This is a genomic window from Bacillus sp. A015, from assembly GCF_053851875.1.
Genome location: NZ_JBSPZB010000002.1, coordinates 103,317 through 122,946, shown reverse-complemented (window position 1 = coordinate 122,946; position 19,630 = coordinate 103,317). Strand labels below are relative to the sequence as shown.

Annotated in this window: 19 protein-coding genes and 1 riboswitch; of the genes, 17 read left to right on the top strand and 2 right to left on the bottom strand. The window is 41.3% G+C overall.

The features are described 5' to 3' along the window. The first annotated feature begins 445 nt into the window (after positions 1-445). The 12 genes from ACSLGF_RS02190 to ACSLGF_RS02135 all read left to right on the top strand — a co-directional run bounded on the left by ACSLGF_RS02190 (position 446) and on the right by ACSLGF_RS02135 (position 12,211). On the top strand, positions 446-1,597 hold the full coding sequence (locus ACSLGF_RS02190; protein WP_456002086.1) for a D-alanyl-D-alanine carboxypeptidase family protein: 1,152 nt from the start codon (positions 446-448) through the stop codon (positions 1,595-1,597). After that, positions 1,585-2,172, top strand: coding sequence for a nucleoside recognition domain-containing protein (locus tag ACSLGF_RS02185; RefSeq protein ID WP_456002083.1), 588 nt, complete (start codon positions 1,585-1,587; stop codon positions 2,170-2,172). The genes ACSLGF_RS02190 and ACSLGF_RS02185 overlap by 13 nt, the downstream gene beginning before the upstream one ends. Before the next feature lie 4 nt (positions 2,173-2,176). After that, positions 2,177-2,713: a spore maturation protein gene (locus ACSLGF_RS02180; RefSeq protein ID WP_099726779.1), complete on the top strand. Its 537-nt coding sequence runs from the start codon at positions 2,177-2,179 to the stop codon at positions 2,711-2,713. A gap of 135 nt (positions 2,714-2,848) precedes the next feature. Then, on the top strand, positions 2,849-3,583 hold the full coding sequence (gene rluB, locus ACSLGF_RS02175) for a 23S rRNA pseudouridine(2605) synthase RluB (protein WP_249705727.1): 735 nt from the start codon (positions 2,849-2,851) through the stop codon (positions 3,581-3,583). A gap of 90 nt (positions 3,584-3,673) precedes the next feature. Continuing rightward, positions 3,674-4,204, top strand: coding sequence for a thiol-disulfide oxidoreductase ResA (gene resA / locus ACSLGF_RS02170; protein WP_456002080.1), 531 nt, complete (start codon positions 3,674-3,676; stop codon positions 4,202-4,204). Position 4,205: 1 nt separating this feature from the next. Continuing rightward, positions 4,206-5,885: a cytochrome c biogenesis protein ResB gene (gene resB / locus ACSLGF_RS02165; protein ID WP_456002077.1), complete on the top strand. Its 1,680-nt coding sequence runs from the start codon at positions 4,206-4,208 to the stop codon at positions 5,883-5,885. Continuing rightward, complete coding sequence (gene ccsB / locus ACSLGF_RS02160; RefSeq protein WP_456002074.1) at positions 5,869-7,047, top strand: c-type cytochrome biogenesis protein CcsB; 1,179 nt, start codon at positions 5,869-5,871, stop codon at positions 7,045-7,047. Before resB ends, ccsB begins: the two co-directional genes overlap by 17 nt. 86 nt (positions 7,048-7,133) lie before the next feature. Next, the gene (locus tag ACSLGF_RS02155) at positions 7,134-7,856 is read left to right on the top strand and encodes a response regulator transcription factor (protein ID WP_003215596.1); all 723 of its coding nucleotides are present in this window, start codon (positions 7,134-7,136) and stop codon (positions 7,854-7,856) included. Next, complete coding sequence (locus tag ACSLGF_RS02150) at positions 7,853-9,634, top strand: ATP-binding protein (protein WP_456002070.1); 1,782 nt, start codon at positions 7,853-7,855, stop codon at positions 9,632-9,634. The genes ACSLGF_RS02155 and ACSLGF_RS02150 overlap by 4 nt, the downstream gene beginning before the upstream one ends. 202 nt (positions 9,635-9,836) lie before the next feature. After that, the gene (sigX, locus tag ACSLGF_RS02145) at positions 9,837-10,445 is read left to right on the top strand and encodes an RNA polymerase sigma factor SigX (RefSeq protein WP_099728825.1); all 609 of its coding nucleotides are present in this window, start codon (positions 9,837-9,839) and stop codon (positions 10,443-10,445) included. After that, positions 10,357-11,463: a sigma X negative regulator gene (locus tag ACSLGF_RS02140; protein ID WP_456002067.1), complete on the top strand. Its 1,107-nt coding sequence runs from the start codon at positions 10,357-10,359 to the stop codon at positions 11,461-11,463. Before sigX ends, ACSLGF_RS02140 begins: the two co-directional genes overlap by 89 nt. Positions 11,464-11,563: 100 nt before the next feature. Continuing rightward, complete coding sequence (locus tag ACSLGF_RS02135) at positions 11,564-12,211, top strand: peptidoglycan DD-metalloendopeptidase family protein (RefSeq protein WP_456002064.1); 648 nt, start codon at positions 11,564-11,566, stop codon at positions 12,209-12,211. A gap of 35 nt (positions 12,212-12,246) precedes the next feature. On the opposite strand, the gene serA is transcribed toward ACSLGF_RS02135, so the two are convergent. Further along, complete coding sequence (serA, locus tag ACSLGF_RS02130) at positions 12,247-13,821, bottom strand: phosphoglycerate dehydrogenase (RefSeq protein WP_456002061.1); 1,575 nt, start codon at positions 13,819-13,821, stop codon at positions 12,247-12,249. Between the two features lie 287 nt (positions 13,822-14,108). Next, positions 14,109-14,240, top strand: a riboswitch (FMN riboswitch). A gap of 142 nt (positions 14,241-14,382) precedes the next feature. Here serA and ACSLGF_RS02125 point away from each other — a divergent pair. Then, positions 14,383-14,967 carry an ECF transporter S component gene (locus ACSLGF_RS02125; protein WP_456002058.1) on the top strand — a complete coding sequence of 195 codons (585 nt, stop codon included), beginning with the start codon at positions 14,383-14,385 and terminating at the stop codon, positions 14,965-14,967. Positions 14,968-15,203: 236 nt separating this feature from the next. Here the strand turns inward: ACSLGF_RS02125 and ACSLGF_RS02120 are convergent, their stop codons facing one another. Beyond that, positions 15,204-15,452, bottom strand: a complete 249-nt coding sequence (locus tag ACSLGF_RS02120) for a ferredoxin (protein WP_003215700.1) — start codon at positions 15,450-15,452, stop codon at positions 15,204-15,206. A gap of 268 nt (positions 15,453-15,720) precedes the next feature. Here ACSLGF_RS02120 and ACSLGF_RS02115 point away from each other — a divergent pair, with 268 nt between their 5' ends. The 4 genes from ACSLGF_RS02115 to ACSLGF_RS02100 are packed head-to-tail and all read left to right on the top strand — an operon-like array spanning position 15,721 to position 19,618. Then, positions 15,721-16,773 carry a helix-turn-helix domain-containing protein gene (locus tag ACSLGF_RS02115; protein WP_456002055.1) on the top strand — a complete coding sequence of 351 codons (1,053 nt, stop codon included), beginning with the start codon at positions 15,721-15,723 and terminating at the stop codon, positions 16,771-16,773. Further along, positions 16,766-18,274: a RecQ family ATP-dependent DNA helicase gene (locus ACSLGF_RS02110; RefSeq protein WP_456002052.1), complete on the top strand. Its 1,509-nt coding sequence runs from the start codon at positions 16,766-16,768 to the stop codon at positions 18,272-18,274. The genes ACSLGF_RS02115 and ACSLGF_RS02110 overlap by 8 nt, the downstream gene beginning before the upstream one ends. Then, complete coding sequence (locus tag ACSLGF_RS02105; RefSeq protein ID WP_456002049.1) at positions 18,271-18,912, top strand: CPBP family intramembrane glutamic endopeptidase; 642 nt, start codon at positions 18,271-18,273, stop codon at positions 18,910-18,912. The genes ACSLGF_RS02110 and ACSLGF_RS02105 overlap by 4 nt, the downstream gene beginning before the upstream one ends. Then, entirely contained in the window at positions 18,857-19,618 is a 762-nt protein-coding gene (locus ACSLGF_RS02100) for a LysM peptidoglycan-binding domain-containing protein (RefSeq protein WP_456002046.1), read from the top strand. Before ACSLGF_RS02105 ends, ACSLGF_RS02100 begins: the two co-directional genes overlap by 56 nt. Positions 19,619-19,630 lie beyond the last annotated feature (12 nt).

Below are 19,630 nucleotides of genomic sequence, written 5' to 3'. Positions count from 1 at the left end.
TTTTAGCCCTTTGTCTTCTTTTCAGCGTGATAGAAAACCTTTGAAGTCTAGGAAGGACGAGTACCGGAGCGGAGCGAATTTGACATTCGTGAGCACCGGCACGCAGGACTGACACCGAATGCGAGGGTTTGTCTACACGCTGAGCGACTCTAAATATAGAGGCGCTTCAGATTGTTGACAAAGGGCTAAAATGATCTTTATTTTAGCCCTTTGTCTTCTTTTTTTCAGCGTGATAGAAAACCTTTGCAGTCTAGGAAGAACGAGTACTGGAGCGGAGCGAATTTGACATTCGTGAGCACCGGCACGCAGGACTGACACCGAATGCGAGGGTGTGTCTACACACTGAGCGGCTCTAAATATAGAGGCGCTTTTTTTATGGACGAGGCATCATAACTTTTTCAGCCGCGCATACACTTGTACAAAACGGACAAGGACGTGAATGAACATGCCCTATTTAAAAATTGGAACAGCAGTCCTTCTTCTATTTACACTCTTACTGCCTTTTTCCTCAGCTGCTCAAGCAGACATATCGTTATCGGTGAGTGCAAGAAGCGCCATTTTAATAGATGGACAGTCAGGCAGAGTCCTATTTGGGAAGGACGAGCACGAAAAAAGGAGAATCGCCAGTATTACAAAAATTATGACGGCTGTATTAGCCATTGAATCAGGAAAAATGAAAGACACCGTCAAAATATCAAAACGGGTGATTCAAGCGGAGGGCTCATCGATCTATTTAAAGGAAGGGCAGAAGGTGAGCTTAGAAGACCTGATGTACGGGCTGATGCTGCGTTCTGGAAATGATGCAGCTGTTGCCATTGCTGAACATGTTGGCGGCAGCTTAGAAGGATTTATTTTTATGATGAACCAAAAGGCGTCTGAACTAGGAATGGAAAATACGAATTTTCAAAATCCACATGGGCTCGATGATCATAAAAACCATTATTCCTCAGCCTATGACATGGCGATTTTAACTAAATACGCTATGGAGCATAAACAATATCAAAAAATTGCCGGCACGACTTTCTATAAAGCGAAGACAATGGAAGGCTATTGGAAAAATAAAAACAAGCTGCTCACCGGTTTATATCAATATTCGACTGGAGGGAAAACAGGATATACGAAGCTTGCAAAACGCACGCTCGTCTCCACAGCTGCAAAAGGGGATGCTGCGTTAATTGCTGTGACCATTAATGCGCCGGATGACTGGAAAGATCATATCTCTATGTTTGAGTATGCATTTGATCACTACAAAACGTATGTGCTTGCTGAAAAGGGAAGGCTTGCTTCGTTAAAAGGGACCTTTTACGAAAAAAAAGCGTTTATTCAGCGTGATGTGGACTATTTTTTAAATGAAGATGAGAAAAAACTAGTGGAGATTGAAACTGAAATGCTCACCCCTGAAAAGAAATGGGAAAAAAACGCCGAAGCCATCCCGGATGTCGTAGGAAAAATGACGTTCTTATTAGATGGTCAGGTGATCGAGCAAGTACCGATTTTTTATGAAAATAAACGCAACCGAATGCCTCAAAAAAGCTTTCAAGAAATGTTTAAGTCTGTCTTTCAGACATCTATAGGCGGATCTTCATGGTCAATCTAATTTGGGTATTTCTCACTGTCATCGGGCTTGTTTATGCGATGTTTAACGGAACGATGCAGGAAGTGAATGAAGCTGTATTTAAGGGATCAAAAGAAGCGGTCACCATTTCAATTGGTCTGATTAGTGTACTTGTTTTTTGGCTCGGACTGATGAAGATTGCAGAAGAAGCGGGTCTGTTAAACTTCTTTAGTAAATTGTGCCGCCCTTTTATTTCAAAGCTATTCCCAGATATTCCTCCTAATCATCCAGCAATGGGGTATATCCTGTCCAACCTCATGGCGAATTTCTTTGGTCTCGGGAATGCCGCTACACCGCTTGGAATTAAGGCGATGGAGCAGATGAAAACATTAAATGGCGGGAAAAATGAGGCGACCCGATCTATGATTACATTTTTAGCTGTCAACACATCCTCTATTACACTTGTGCCAACAACCGTCATTGCCATTAGAATGACCTATGGCGCAGATCAGCCAACAGACATTGTTGGACCAACCATTTTGGCGACACTTATTTCAGGAATCGGTGCGATTATCATTGATCGCTATTTCCACTATCGCAGAAGCAGGCGGGGGTGATCTTGTGGCATTTATTAACTGGCTTTCACTTGCTTTGATTCCACTGATCATCGCAGGCATTTTGATTGCTGGAACCATCAAAAAAGTACCGACTTATGAAACATTTGTGGAAGGCGGGAAAGAAGGCATTCAGATTGCCTTTTCAATCATTCCATATTTAGTTGGCATGCTTGTAGCCATAACGATATTTCGTGCGTCAGGTGCACTTGACTTTGTCATGGGGTTATTAAAACCCATATTTACAGCGATTGGCTTTCCTACAGAGTTGGTGCCGCTTGCGTTTATTCGTCCGATATCAGGAACAGCTGCACTCGGCATGACATCAGACTTAATTGCGACATATGGTCCAGATTCTTTTATTGGCCAGCTCGCAGCCGTCATGCAAGGATCAACAGACACCACTCTTTACATTTTAACGGTCTATTTTGGAGCAGTCGGTATTAAAAAAATGGGAGATGCGCTGAAAGTAGGTCTGTTAGCAGATCTCATTGGTGTCATTGCATCTGTTATTATCGTCAGTTTGTTATTTAGCGGCGCCTAATCAGGCGCTTTTTTGTATTTAATGGATGGAAAACAGTTTTTTAGCTGAAATTAGACAGACGAAACGCTTATTTTTCGACGAATGCTTGTTTGTTTTAAGTCAAGCAAGTAAGATAGTACATGAGGTGAAAGATAAATGGAACGTTTACAAAAAGTAATTGCACATGCCGGCGTCGCTTCTAGGCGGAAGGCTGAAGAATTAATTAAAGAAGGACGAGTTACCGTTAATGGTCAAACAGTGACAGAGCTTGGAGTGAAAGTGGGCTCTTCAGATAAAATTGAAGTCAACGGATTAAAGCTAGAAAGAGAAGAACCGGTTTACTTTATGCTTTATAAACCGCGCGGCGTCATTTCAGCTGCCGAGGATGATAAAGGACGTAAAGTTGTCACAGACTTCTTTGATGATGTCCCGCAGCGCCTTTATCCAATCGGCCGTTTAGATTATGATACGAGCGGTTTGATTTTGATTACAAATGATGGCGAATTTGCCCATACGCTCATGCACCCGAAATATGAAATTGATAAAACGTATGCAGCGAAGCTAAAAGGTATCCCTTCAAAGGAATTGCTCAGAAAGCTCGAAAAAGGGATCATGCTAGATCATAAAAAGACAGCACGTGCTCGTGCCAAAATGCTTTCTATTGATAAACGAAAGCAAACATCTATTGTTCAATTAACCATTCATGAAGGTAGAAACAGACAGGTGCGCCGCATGTTTGAAGCGATTGGTCATGACGTTTTAAAGCTAAAAAGAGAGCAATATGCATTCCTTCATATTGAAGGCATGAGACCGGGAGAGCGCAGAGAATTAACTCCGCATGAAGTAAAGCGCCTAAGAGCGATTGCTGATCACGGGAAAAGTGCTAACTAATTTTCACATAAACTTCAAAAAATGAAGAAGCATCAAAAGAAGGAGAATGCTATAATTTACCTGGATGTCTAAGGGGAAGGGGTATTTCAGATGAAGAAAAGACGATTTTTCATACGGACGGGCATTCTCCTCGTGATGCTTGCTGCACTATGTTATACAATGTATAACTCAGTATTTGCCAAACAGGATCAAGTCAAAGAAGGATCTATTGCACCTAACTTTGTCCTTCAATCTGTGGATGGGGAGCAGATTGAATTAAAGGACTTAAAAGGCAAAGGCGTCTTCCTGAATTTTTGGGGTACATGGTGCGGTCCATGTAAACAAGAATTCCCTTATATGGCGAATCAATATCAAGTGTTCAAGGATCGCGGTGTGGAAATTGTTGCAGTGAATGTTGGGGAATCAAATATTGCCGTTAAGAATTTTATGGATGCCTATGGTGTGAATTTTCCGGTTGCCATGGACAAAGACCGGCAAGTCACAGAGGCATATGATATTACGCCGTTGCCAACCACATTTTTAATTAATTCTGAAGGCAAGGTAATCAAAGTCATAAAGGGAACCATGACAGAACGTAATGTCTATGAATATATGAATTTGATTAAACCAAAGGGGTCATAGAATGAAAGAGGTAAAGTGCGAGTGTGGACATATTAATCCAATCGGTACTGTTCTATGTGAATCATGCGGGAATCCCATTGTGGCAAAAGAGAAAAACTCTTCAAAGCTGCTAGATATGAGATATGACGGCAGTGCGAGACGCTCGCAAACGTACAACAAAACGATTGTTGATAAAGTGTGGAACTTTTTTTCTTCCGTTAAAGTAGGTGTGTGGCTGATTGTCATCACACTTTTAGCTTCCTCGCTTGGAACCATTTTTCCGCAGGAGCGATTTATTCCGCCAGGTGCATCAGCTTCCACCTATTATGAAGAGCAATATGGATCGTTTGGCAAGCTATATTACATACTTGGATTCCATGATCTTTATAATTCTTGGTGGTTCTTAGCCCTTGTAGCCTCTATTGGAATTTCACTTGTGATTTGCAGTCTCGACCGGGTCATTCCTCTTTATCGGGCACTCAAAAATCAAGGTGTTGTCAAAAAAGAAAGCTTTATGAGAAGGCAGCGTCTATTCAGCGAAACAGACAAAACATTAGATCAGCATACATATGAAGGCATCGTTAGAGCGATGAAACAAAAGCGTTACCGCGTGCGAGAAGAAGATGGACATATTTTAGCTGAAAAAGGCCGCTTTTCACGCTGGGGACCTTACGTCAATCACATCGGATTAATTATCTTTCTCATTGGCTCGATGCTCCGGTTTGTCCCAGGCATGTATGTCGATGAAACGCTGTGGGTGAGAGAAGGCGAAACAGCACCGATCCCTGGCACGGATGGTCAATACTTCTTGAAAAATAATGCGTTTTCAATTGATCGTTATGAATCTGGAAATGAAAAAGAAGTGTTTGAAAATGCCATTGAAAAAGCTGGCGACGGTCAAGTGGTGAAAAGTTATAAAACCGATGCCATATTATACAAACGTGAAGGGGACGTTGTTTTTGGTGAAAAGCCCAAGCTGAAGCGGGTAACAGAACACGATATTAAAGTGAACGAACCGCTCAAGTTTGACAATTTCTCATTATATCAAGTGGATTTTAAACAAAATGAACTCGATCAAATGGTCTTTCAGCTGATTCGAAAAGATACAGAAAAATCTTTTGGAACAGTGAAGATTAATCTGCTGGAGCCTAAGTCAGAATATGATCTTGGTAGCGGTTACAAAGTCAAGGTGATGAGCTATTTGCCTGATTTTTATTTTGACGAAGATGGAACGCCAAGTACGAAAACAAGGAATCCGAATAATCCTGCTTTCGTGTTTGAAATGATTTCTCCTGAAAAACCTAAAGGTGAAAAAAGCTTTGTGGCCATTCAAGAGACAGTAGAGGGTTCTGATAACAATATATATAAGATGAAGTTTGATCGTGTTGAAACGAAAAACGTAACAGGATTGACCGTTAGAAAAGACTTAACACTTGGGATACTAATCGTTGGCGGGATCATCTTCATGATTGGTGTCGTGCAGGGGATGTACTGGCAGCATAGAAGAATCTGGCTGTCGGCAAAGGACGGAAAAGTATTTGTGGCAGGACACACAAACAAAAACTGGTTCGGATTAAAGTCCGATCTCAATGTGTTACTGAGTGGCAGTGGCATCAAACAGCCAGTTGATCAAAAAGAACTGCCTGATACAACGAGTATCAGCAAAAGCAAGGGGGAGGGATTAGATGGCGGCAGTCAGTGAAAATCTGTTATTTGCAGCTTTTCTATTTTATTTAGCGGCAGTTCCTTTTTTTGGCGGTGCCATTAAAGGAAAAAAGAAAGAGGATGGACCGCGCAGAAATAAGGCGGCACTCATCGGCATTACGCTCACCATCATCGGTTTTTTGAGCCAATTTGGTTATTTTATTTCAAGATGGATGGCGTCTGGTCATGCACCAGTCAGTAATTTATTTGAGTTCACAACGGCTTTTGGTATGATGCTGGTGCTTGCATTTATCATTTTATATTTTGTGTATCAAGTATCTGTACTTGGGTTATTCACACTTCCAATAGCCTTATTGATTATTGCCTATGCAAGCATGTTTCCATCAGATATTTCACCGCTGATTCCTTCACTTCAAAGTAATTGGCTATACATTCACGTGACAACAGCAGCACTTGGGCAAGCCATTTTAGCGATCAGTTTTGTGGCAGGTGTCATCTTCCTTTTAAAGCATGTCGATCAAACAAAGCCAGGGAAGAAGACGTTTGGTTTAGAGCTTGTCATGTTTATGATTGTGGTGACACTTTCGTTTATCGCTGTCACTTCAGTTTTTAGAATGACAGGATATGAAGCGAAGTTTAATTGGGTAGATAAAAATAAAGAAGAAAGTGTCATGGTTTATGAGATGCCAGCCTTAGTCGGGCCTCATAAAGGGGAACTTGTGACGCAAGATCGATTGGAGCCTTTCGTTGATTTACCACCTGTTTTTTCAGGCAGAAAGGTCAATACAGTGTTATGGTCCTTTGGCGTCGGGCTGATCATTTACGGACTGCTTAGATTGATCGTTCGCAAGCGACTAAGTGCTCTGCTTCAACCGCTCGTGAGACAGATAAATCTCGATTTAGTCGATGAAATTGGGTACAGAGCTGTATCCATTGGTTTCCCTGTATTTGCGTTAGGTGGACTGATCTTTGCGATGATCTGGGCGCAAATTGCATGGACAAGATTTTGGGGCTGGGACCCGAAGGAAGTATGGGCATTGATTACGTTTCTCTTTTATGCAGCCTATCTCCATCTTCGGTTATCGCGAGGCTGGCATGGCGAAAAGTCCGCTTGGCTTGCCGTGATCGGTTTTGCCATTATTATGTTTAATCTCATCTTTGTCAATCTTGTGATTGCGGGACTGCATTCTTACGCATAATCACAAGAAAAAGGCCAGCCTTTATGATTCAATTCGGCTTTTTGTTAAAATGAATGTAACAACGGAGAAAGCAGGAGGATTGTCTAATGGAACACACAACTCAAACGAAAATATTAGTCGTAGATGATGAGGCAAGAATTCGCCGCCTTTTAAAAATGTATTTAGAACGTGAAAATTATGAAATCGATGAAGCGGAAAATGGGGACGAGGCGATTCAAAAAGGGCTTCAAACGGATTATGACCTCATTTTGCTTGATTTAATGATGCCTGGCACAGATGGGATTGAAGTGTGTAATCAAATTCGAGATAAAAAAGCCACACCAATCATTATGCTGACGGCAAAAGGTGAGGAAGCGAACCGTGTCCAAGGATTTGAGGCAGGAACGGATGACTATATTGTAAAACCTTTCAGCCCGCGTGAAGTTGTTTTACGCGTGAAGGCATTGCTTAGAAGATCGTCTCAAACGTCTTATCTCAATACTGGGACCACAACAAAGGATGTGCTTGTGTTTTCTCATTTATCTATTGACCATGATGCACATAGAGTGACAGCTGATGGTAAAGAAGTAAGCCTCACGCCGAAGGAATATGAGCTTTTATACTTCCTCGCGAAAACACCAGATAAGGTCTATGACCGCGAGAAGCTTTTAAAAGAAGTGTGGCAATATGAATTCTTTGGTGATCTGAGAACGGTAGATACCCACGTGAAACGACTTCGAGAAAAACTGAATAAAGTGTCCCCAGAAGCTGCGAAAAAAATCGTGACTGTATGGGGTGTCGGGTACAAATTTGAGGTCGGCGCTGAATGAAGCTTTGGAAAAGTGTCGTAGGAAAGCTATGGTTAACCATTCTCTTCCTCGTCCTGATTGTTTTATCTATTTTGACCGTGCTTCTTTTAGAATTCATTGAGAATTATCATGTGGAAGAAGCAAAGTCTGATTTAACACAAATGGCAAACAAAGTAGCGGTCATTTTAGAAAGACATGAGGATCAATCGCTTGCAAGGTCAATTACGTCAGAGCTTGCTGACAAATTGACGAGTATTGCGATAATTCAAGAAGATGGTCTAGAATGGTATTCGTCTGAAAAAGGCGGAAAGCTTCCTGCGATCACAAAGGAACAAATTGAAGCGGACAAAGATTTGAACGAGGCACTCAAAGACCGAAAGAAAATCAGTAAACGTGCAGAACCTGATACAGGCAACCAGAAGGATGAACGAATTGTAGTAGGTGTTCCTTTTGAGGCAAACGGAAAAAAAGGCATGGTCTTTCTTTCTCAGTCACTCCTCGCTGTAGAACAAACAACCAAACATACGACGCGTTATATCTTCTTAGCTGCCGGAATTGCGATCGTTCTTACCACAATATTTGCTTTCTTCTTATCTACACGTGTCACCTACCCTCTGAGAAAGATGAGAGAAGGAGCGCAGGATTTAGCGAAAGGGAAATTCGATACAAAAATCCCTATTTTAACGCAAGACGAAATTGGCGAACTGGCTATCGCCTTTAATCAAATGGGGAAGCAGCTTAAATTTCATATTACAGCCTTAAATCAAGAAAAAGAACATTTGTCCAACATTCTAAGCAGTATGGCTGATGGCGTCATCACCATCAATATTGATGGAACGATCCTTATGACCAATCCTCCTGCAGAAAGATTCTTGCAGGCTTGGTATTACGAGCAAAATATGAAGATCAAAGATGGAGATGAACTGCCGCCAGAAGCGCGAGAACTGTTTCATACAGCCGTCAGCACGGAAAAAGAGCAGATGATCGAAGTATCGCTGCAAGGTCGTACTTGGGTTCTTCTCATGTCTCCGCTTTATAATCAGCAGGATGTCAGGGGAGCAGTCGCGGTACTTCGCGATATGACAGAGGAACGAAGACTCGATAAGCTGAGAAAAGACTTCATTGCCAATGTTAGTCATGAACTTCGCACACCAATTGCTATGCTGCAAGGATATAGTGAGGCCATTGTAGATGACATTGCTGGTTCAGAAGAGGAAAAGAAAGAAATTGCGCAAATTATCTATGACGAATCACTTCGAATGGGGCGTCTTGTGAATGATCTTCTGGATCTAGCACGGATGGAAACTGGTCATATAACGCTTAATCTTGAATCAACAAATACAGAAGAGCTGATTGAGAAAATCTATCGTAAGTTTCTAGGTATTGCGAAAGAAAAACAAATCAACCTCACGTATGAGATTCAAGTGGAAGAACCGCACTTTGTATTCGATCCAGATAAGATTGAGCAGGTTTTCACCAATCTCATTGATAACGCCATACGTCATACACCAGAGGGCGGAGAGGTTCATTTCTCAGTTCAATCGGTGGAGAACGGGCTGAAGATGGATGTGAAAGATTCGGGCAGCGGAATCCCAGAAGAGGATCTGCCATTTATTTTCGAACGGTTCTATAAAGCGGATAAAGCAAGAACGAGAGGTCGTTCTGGTACTGGGCTTGGTCTTGCGATTGTGAAGAACATTGTAGAGGCACACCAAGGCTCCATTCATGCACACAGCAAAGCCGGTACAGGTACACACTTTACCTTCTATATCCCTAGAAAAAGGCAGGAACTCGTCTAATCTTGACGAAGAATCTTGTTACATGAGAAACACTTCTTTTCGAAAGAAAACGAAGTGTTTTTTCTGTTTTCATATTTTTAAGGAGAAGTTAAACAAAAAGCCCTTTCCAAATTGTTGTACTTGTAATATATTTGTCATAAAGTTGTAATGTAACGTTTTGTAAGAGTCACTCGACAAAAATAAGTGAACGGAGGGGTTTCCTATGCATGAAACCTTTCAAAAAATATATGATTCGTACCATCAAGATTTGTACCAGTTTTTATTTTATATGGTAAAAGATAAAAATCAGGCAGAGGATCTCGTTCAGGAGGTTTACATTCGGGTACTTCACTCATATAAAACTTTTGAAGGAAGAAGCAGCGAGAAAACATGGCTGTTTTCAATTGCAAGGCATGTGGCGATTGACTGGTTTCGCAAACAGCAAACCATTAGACAACGGGTGCTCGGCACGTTTGATTGGGATAAGCAGGATGTGAAAGATCCAGATTTACTCCCAGATGAACTGGCTGTACAGGATGAAAATGTAAAAGAAATCTATGCCGCACTTGATCATTGCACCATTGATCAAAGAGCTGTCATCATTTTAAGGTTTATCCATGGCTACTCAATCTTGGAGACAGCAAAGGCGTTAAAGTTCTCGGAAAGCAAAGTCAAAACAACTCAGCACCGAGGCCTGAAAGTGCTCCGAAAACATATGGAGCTTTTGAAGGAGGAGCTAGTGAATGAAAACGAACAGGTCCGATTGGAGCGAAGAACGAATCAAGGTGTTACTAAGTCAGCTTCCAAAGGTGGAGGACAACCGTTCATCTAAGCAGATTTATCAGCAGATGCTGCTGGCAAGCGGGAAGAAAAAGAAAAGTGTCAAATGGATCGGTCCAGCGGTGGCTACCGTTGTGGTTTTATTTATGGCGTTTTTGATTTCTCCTTATTTATTTCAGCCGGCTGCTCACGATATGAAGCGAGTAAAGATGGAATCGAGTGCTGACAAAGGGCAGGTGAATGCAACATTAGAGGCGGTAAAACATACAAATGAGCCCTCACATGTTGTTTCGAATGCTGACCAGCAAAAGTATATGACGATTGCATACATAGATGAATCGACTTCTCAAGTTGTCCCGATTAGTATTGAAAAAGAGAATGAGCACGACCATGTGCAGGCAATGCTGAGCACATATGAACAGGTGCAGCTGCCTGACATGACAAAGCCTCTTCAATCTTATATTGATATGGTGGATATTAGTGAAAAAGGGGATACGCTGGTCTTTCAGCTAAAAAGTGATTTGTCTCTTGATACATTAAAAGAAGCCAACCGGTTTAAAGACATGGTAAAAGAAACACTGAAATGGAGCCGATATAACCAAGTGCAAGTCAAGTCAGTCAAAGGCTCTCATCTTCAATTAGGGGCAAATGGAAGCATTGGAACGATTTCAATTGATAAACAAACAAGGCACGCTTATTACGTATTAGAGAATAAGAGCGGGACATTTTTGGTGCCCTCAAAAACTCATTATTCATCTTATGAAGATGCGGTAGAGGCCATGACGCGGGCAAGCGATGCAGGACTTGATCCATTAATTAAAGAAGAACCAATTAAAGAAGTGACATCAAAAGGAAAACATGTGACCATCACGTTTGGAGCATCAGCACAATTAACGGACTCAATTGATCATATTCTACTTATTGAAGGTCTGCTGCTCACAGCGAAAGATTTTGGTTTTACAGATGTCACGATTCAAAATGCAGGGACAGATCAAGTAGGACCATATGAATTAAAAGAACCAATAGAGGTGCCGGCTCTGCCAAATCCAGTTGTCATAAAAGATCGTTAAAGGACGCAACATATTGCGTTCTTTTTTGATGTATAGAAAAGGGCATCCTTGCTGTATACTAAGCTGTCATGAAAAGAACCTCAAAGAAGGGGAGTCACTGATGAAAAGATATTGCTTCATATGCGCCAGCTGTTTTTTGCTCCTTATTTTATCACCATTTGCACATGCACAGAAAACAACCGAATGGGTGGAACCAGTGAAAGGAGAGGTTACCGATTTGTTTGGGACAAGAGGTGGTTCTCATAAGGGATTAGACATTGCTGCGCCAGAAGGAGAATCCATTTTTGCTGCAAGCGAAGGGGTGGTTACTCGTTCTTATGTATCTGCTACATATGGAGAAGTCGTGTTTATTCGGCACCCAAATGGGTATGAAACCGTCTATGCCCATTTACACGAGCGCTATGTTACAAATGGAGACCATGTACAAGCAGGACAGCCGATCGGCATCATAGGCAACACAGGGGCCTCTAGAGGCACTCACTTGCATTTTGAGGTGCACCGCGGCCATTGGTCAGTGAGCAAAGAAGATGCGGTCGACCCACTCACCATCATCGCGAGGGATCGTTTTCAAGAGCCAGCCCTTCATGTAAACGGACATGAAAAACATACATATGTCATCCAACAAGGAGATACCCTCTGGTCGATTGCTAAAGCACACCAGATGACCGTGGATCAATTGAAAAAGATCAATGAGCTCACAACTCATGTCATTCGAACGGGTGAGCATTTAATGATTTCAACAAAATAAACCTCATGGCTTTTGCATGAGGTTTACCGTTGTTTTTATAGGTCGATCAGACGTACAGAAAGAATATCTTGTACTTCAGTTAATTTTTGGACAATTTCATCCTCAAGATGCTTGTCGAAGGAAAGCATCATGATAGCTTCGCCGCCTTTTTCTTTACGTCCTACCTGCATTGTCGCAATGTTGACATCATGGTCGCCTAAAATCTGTCCAACTTGACCAATCACACCAGGTGCATCCGTGTGCTGAATGTAGACAAGATGTCCATCTGGGTAAAAATCAATATTAAATCCATTAATAGACACAACGCGTTCCCCTAGATGCGGGATATAGGTTGCTTTTAAAGTAAAGGTTGAAAGATCACCTTTGACTTCAATTGAAATGCTGTTCTCGTAACCAGATTCGCTGGAAGAAATTTTTTCACTAAAGCTAATGCCGCGTTCTTTCGCTACCATCCCAGCATTTACTTCATTCACAGTTGAGTCGACGCGCTCTTTTAAAAAGCCAGACAGTAAACTTTTTGTAATAAAGGATGTTTCGAGTTTTGAGATAGAGCCTTCGTAAGAAATGCTCACTTCTTTGACAGGTTCTCTCATGGATTGAGAGACAAGACGTCCAAGTTTCCCTGCAAATTGATGGTAAGGCTGAATCTTTTTGAACTCGTCTTTTGTCATCGCTGGTAGATTGATAGATGACATGACAGGAAGTCCTTTTGCAAATTGAAGCACTTCTTCAGATACTTGAGCCGCTACATTTAATTGTGCTTCTTTTGTAGATGCACCAAGATGCGGAGTTGCAATGACATGCGGATGATCTACAAGCGGATTATCGGTAGGCGGTTCTACCTCGAATACATCGAGTGCAGCTCCTGCGACATGGCCGCTTTCAAGTGCTTCAAGAAGGTCACCTTCGTCAATAATGCCGCCGCGTGCACAGTTAATCAGGCGAACGCCTTTTTTCGTTTTTGCAATCGTTTCTTTATTTAGAAGTCCTCTTGTTTCTTTTGTTAATGGGGTATGTACAGTAATAATATCTGATACTTCGAGTACTTCATCAAGTGATTTGGCATTGACACCGATTTTCTCTGCACGTTCTTTTGTGAGGAATGGGTCAAACACGTTGACAGTCATGCCAAAAGCTCTTGCACGCTGGGCGATTTCGCTTCCGATTCTACCTAAGCCAACAATCCCAAGAGATTTTCCGTAAAGCTCAGCACCGACATATGCGCCTCTGTTCCATTCTTTTGATTTAACAGAAATATTGGCTTGCGGAATATGACGCATGAGAGATGAGATCATTGCAAACGTATGCTCTGCTGTTGAGATCGTATTACCGTTTGGTGCATTGATGACAATGACGCCATGCTTTGTCGCTTCATCAATATCAATATTGTCTACTCCCACACCGGCACGGCCAACAATTTTTAATGAAGTCATTTTTTCATAAAGTTCTTTTGTAACTTTAGTGGCACTTCTGACAAGTAAGGCATCAAACGTGTGTAATTCATCTTCTGCTTCTGTTACATTTTTTTGGACAATTTCAACAAAATCTGATTCTAAAAGTGGTAAAAGACCATCATTGCTCATCTTATCTGAGACTAATACTCGAAACATCGTAAGATTTCCTCCTAAAATAAACGTCATAAATATCTGATAATTTACCATATTCCTTTTCACTGTGTCAATCAAATTAAAGCAGTAAAGCGAAAAAGAAAACACGAACGTTTCTTAGTGTCTTTATAAAGAATGGACACCTTTAAACAAAAGATAACCAATTTTTGCGCATTTGTCATTATAATTTTTACGTTTTTTACGATTTCTTAAAACTGATGAAATTGCTCAGGATTTTTATCTGTACAAATGCTCATATATCATATATAATGATGTCGAATTGAATAATGATCAATCTTCGGGGCAGGGTGCAATTCCCTACCGGCGGTGATGAGCATAGTCTCTAAGCCCGCGAGCCTTTTTTGGCAGGATTCGGTGTGATTCCGAAGCCGACAGTATAGTCTGGATGGGAGAAGATGGAGGTTCATAAACGTTGAAAACATCGTTGTTTACACGTTTATTTGTCTAGCCTAAATTCCCCGCTCCTGTTTTCAAGAGCGGTTTTTTTATGGCTGAAAATTGAACAATCCTCTTTTCGAAAGATTTGATCGAAAAGGAGAGAGAATGGTGAATCAAAGTAGAGTAAAACGTTTAGTAGTCACAAGTATGCTCAGTAGTATTTCGTTTGTTTTAATTTTATTGGATTTCCCTTTTCCAGGGCTTCCAGCGTATTTAAAAATTGATTTCAGCGATATTCCAGCGATTATTGCGATATTAATTTATGGACCGGGTGCAGGGATTGCCGTTGAGGCATTAAAAAATGTGCTGCATTACCTCATCCAAGGCAGTATGTCTGGCGTTCCTGTTGGGCAAGTCGCCAACTTTATCGCAGGCACACTATTTATCTTGCCAGTCGCCTTTATGTTTAAAAAAATTAAATCAGCAAAAGGGATGGCATGGTCTATGATCATGGGAACGTTGCTTATGACTGTGATGATGAGCATTTTAAATTACTTCTTGTTCCTTCCCGCGTATACATGGTTTTTAAATGCGCCTGAACTGTCAGATCATGCGCTCAAGACAACCATTACAGCAGGGATCTTACCTTTTAACTTTATTAAAGGGATCATCATTACCATCGTATTTAGTTTCATTTTTGTAAAAATGCGTCCATGGTTTGAAAATAAACGCCGACTTCAAAATAGTTAATATAAAAAAGCCCCTGCATAAGGGGCTTTCAGATTGTTGACAAAGGGCTAAAATGATCTTTATTTTAGCCCTTTGTCTTCTTTTCAGCTCAGCGTGATAGAAAACCTTTGAAGTCTAGGAAGGACGAGTACTGGAGCGGAGCGAATTTGACATTCGTGAGCACCGGCACGCAGGACTGACACCGAATGCGAGGGTTTGTCTACACGCTGAAAGCCCCTGTATAAGGGGCTTTTATACTATTCATGCTTAAGTGGGTCACCCTCGAAAGATTCGTCCGCAACTTTGATTGAGTCAGTTGGACACCCTTCAAATGCATCAAGCATATCTTCTTCAAGTACTTCTGGAACTTCTACAGTCCCTTGGTTGTCATCAAGCGTAACAAATGCAATGCCTTCATCATCATAATCATAAATGTCTGGAGCAGCTGCACCGCATGCGCCGCAAGCAATACATGTGTCTTTGTCTACAATTGTATATTTTGCCATGTTAAAAAAATACCTCCCAGATTGTTCGATGGAACAAATGGTTTAACCTTTTTAGTTTCACCGATAAAAAACCAATTTCCTCAAACCTTATTGTAATGATTTTAAATTCACATTTCAACTGTAAAGTGATTGAGAATACTTATCACATAAGGGTTTGTTCATAACTTTCCCCCATAAATTGAGTTTAAACATTTCTTCTTCTATGAAATCTGTTAAAATAAAGGGAGAAAATATTCGAATTTTGTCAGGAAGACAGGTGCTTTGATGAATGACGATTCATTACTTGGATGTCATGTTAATGGACAGCGTACATAAATTGAACGGCGAACGCTCCATTAGCGCTGTCTACCATCTTTTTAAAGGAAAAAAATCATCACAAACGATACAGGATGCAAGTTTGTTTCAACTTTCTAGCTATTTTGGCTGTTATCCAGGTTTTACGCGGGGTCAGCTGAATCGCTCTGTTCGAAAGCTTGAAGAGGAACACTTCATTAGAAAAACAGGGGATACATTCAGCGTCACAGATACAGGAGAGCATATGCTAAAACAGTATTTTTCTGAAAAACCGCTGCCCGCTTATTTTCATGGTGCCCAGTATCATGATAAAGCAAAGATGCTATGGATGAGGCTGTCTTTACTTGTACAAGTGCTTTCTCATTATGCGGCAGGGTCACATCAATATGTGCCAATTCAAAGAGATGTATCGGTTCAAAGCTGGACGAAATCTTTCTTAAAACAGCATCATCATAAGAAAAAGCTTTCTGAAGATCTGCATCATGAACTTGAAAAGCTCCTTGCTCGTTTAAGTGATCGAGAAGCACTGATCTTTGTTTATTCATTGACCTCAAATGAAAGAATCGGGCGTACGTATCAGCAAATGGCTGAGTGGGTGAAAGAAGATGTGTGGTATGTGTACCTGCTTTTTTGGAATGTGCTCCACTATTTTATTCATTCTGCACAAAAAGGTGAGGCGCCGATCATGCAGCTGATCGTAGGTGACCTTGAATTCAAACGTGTGTTAACAACCTCTACCCACAAAACGCTTGAGCTTGTACAAAAAGGGTTTAGCATTGATCAAATTGCCCACATTCGTTCATTAAAAAAGGCAACGATCGAGGACCATATTGTGGAGCTGTCCATACATGAGCCGAGCTTCTCAATAGAACCGTATGTGAGCCCCGAAGAGCAGCAGGCGATCCATGATGTAGCCAGCCAGCTTCAAACAAACAAAATGAAGCTGATTAAAGAAAACCTCGAGCATCCATTTACTTATTTTCAAATACGATTGGCACTGACAAGGATGGTGAAAGCAAATGGATAAGCTTCATCAGACGCTCATGCGATACTTTGGTTACGACTCATTTAAAGCGGGTCAAGAGGACATTATTCAAAGTGTACTGAATCAAAAAGATACGGTTGCTATGCTGCCTACTGGCGGAGGGAAGTCACTTTGTTATCAAATTCCCGGCTATATGACAGAGGGGTTAGTTCTCATTATTTCGCCGCTTTTATCACTCATGGAGGATCAAGTAGAACGAATGAAAATGCGCGGGGAAAAACGAGTGGCGGCGCTTAACAGCACACTGTCTTTTCAGGAGAGACGACATATCATTCGGCATTTGCCATCATATAAATTTTTATTTGTCGCGCCTGAGGCATTAATGTCAGAGGTGCTGTTAGAGCAGCTCCAGTCGATGCATATTGGTCTTTTTGTCGTCGATGAAGCCCATTGTATATCAGAATGGGGGCATGATTTTCGTCCTGAATATTCCAAGCTGGGAGAATGGAGAGAAGCGTTAGATCATCCCCCGGCTTTAGCACTGACGGCAACAGCTACTAAGCAAACGCTAAAGGATACAGTGCAAACTTTGCGCCTGCAGCATCCAGATTTTCATATTCATTCCGTGAACCGGTCTAACATTGCATTAGTCAAAGAAGCGCATGAAACAAAAGAAGCGAAAGAGAAACGAGCCATTGAGCTTGTGGAAACTTTGCAAGGGCCTGGCCTGATTTATTGCCCGACCCGGCAAATGACAGAAGATATTTCACTCTTCATCAAACAAAAAACCCATCAACGTGTAGAATTTTATCACGGCGGAATGGATGCAGGAGACCGCATGCTCATTCAACAGCAATTTATCAGCGGGCAAATTGATCTCATTTGCTGTACAAGTGCTTTTGGGATGGGAATTGATAAAGCAGATATACGATTTGTGATTCATATGAGCCCCCCGCAATCAATTGAAGCCTTTATGCAGGAAATTGGAAGAGCGGGACGGGACGGGAAAAACAGTGTGAGCGTTCTTTTATATACAGAAGAGGATGCGGATATTCAAAGTCATTTGATTCAAGCAGAAGGCTTTGATGATCCAGAAATTGATTTTTTCTTAGCCCAATTAACACAAATGCCGACAAATGCCGAAAAGAAATTACGTGAACGATTGATGGAAGCAGGGCTTCAGGAAACGCGTGCGAGGATGCTGACGCATTATTACATCATGTACCAATCCGAACAGCCTCGCGTGCTCATCAAAAATCTGAAAGAAAAACTGCAGGACAGGCAAACAGAAAAGCTAAGAAAAGTGTGGCAATTTAAAGAGCGAATCACTCATCAAGGCTGCTTTAGACAATCTCTGTTATCATACTTTTACGAACAGCTTGATCAAACGGAGGGCTCTTCCTCTGCAAACTGCTGCTCTTCTTGCGGGCTTGACCTATCTGATTATGAAAAAAAAGATCGACAATTGGAGCTGAATGAAATGAAACACTGGAAGACCGTGCTGGAGCGTATGTTTCATCTGACAAAAGAGGCGCAGCATTGATTGAACAACATCGCCGAATCATTGAAAAATTAACCGATCGACAAGTAGTAGAACAGCTGTATTTCACGCAGCTGCTCATGCTTATCGTTTCTTGTTTACTAGGTATTTTTATGTTCGATCATTGGACTGATTTTACTGCACTTTGGCAGATCCATGATATGCGGATACTGACTTATGGAATCGGCGGCGCTTTGCTTGTGATGATGGTGGATGCAATTGTCATGAAGGTGTTTCCCGCTCATATGTATGATGATGGCGGCTTAAATGAAAAAATGTTCAAAAACCGCAGCATACTGCATATTGTTTGGTTAACACTGTTCATTGCCTTTTCAGAGGAAATTTTATTCCGCGGGATCGTTCAACAGCAATTTGGGCTTGAAATCGCCAGCATTGTGTTTGCGCTTCTTCACTTTCGCTACTTATCAAAAATACTCTTGTTTATCCTTGTGGTTTCCATTAGTATTTTTTTAGGACTTTTATACGAGTGGACTGGGAATTTATTTGTTCCTGTCATGACCCATTTTGTCATTGACTTCGTTTTTGCATGTCAAATTCGTTTGAAATATAGGGGGAGGGATGAACATGGAAGAAATGTCGAGAATGAAGAGAAAAAAACAGCAGCTGACAAACATCCATGACGATGTAGAGGAAAACCTTGAAGAAGAAGTGCATCCTTCAGATGACTCGCACTTTCCTACACGGGAAGATTTTCATGAATATAAAAAACAGCGCACGAAAAAGGTGCGCAATCCATTGTTTACGACATTGGCTATTATCTTTCCTATTATCGTCATCGGTGTTTTCTTCCTTTTGATCTACTACACATCAGAGGAAATCAAACATAACAACAATCAAGACGTATATATTGATAAAACATCAAGTGCTGACACAGACCCAGTCCCGTCAGCGCTTGTCGAAACGAAAAATGATTCAAGCGCTGATAAAGCGGATGCGTCTGCTGAAGAGAAGAAAAAGAAAGAGGCAGAAAAAGAAAAGCAGCGATCGAAAGAAAAGGCTGAACAAAAGAAAAAAGAGCAAGCCGCTAAAGAGAAGGCAGAGCGTGAAAAAGCAGCAGCTGCAAAAAAGCGTGAACAGCAGCAGCTAGCTTTGCAAAAACAGCAGGAAGAGAAAAAACGAAAAGAAGCTGAAGAGAAAAAGAAGCAGGAAAAGAAACCAGTTCGTGTCGTACAGCATACCGTTGGACCAGAGGAAAACCTGTATCGAATCTCCATGAAATATTACCAAAATCGTTCGGGTGAAGACAAGATCAAAGCGTATAATCATTTAAAAGGAAATAGTGTGTACAGCGGACAAGTGCTGAATATCCCATTAGAAAACGAATGATCTGACATGAAT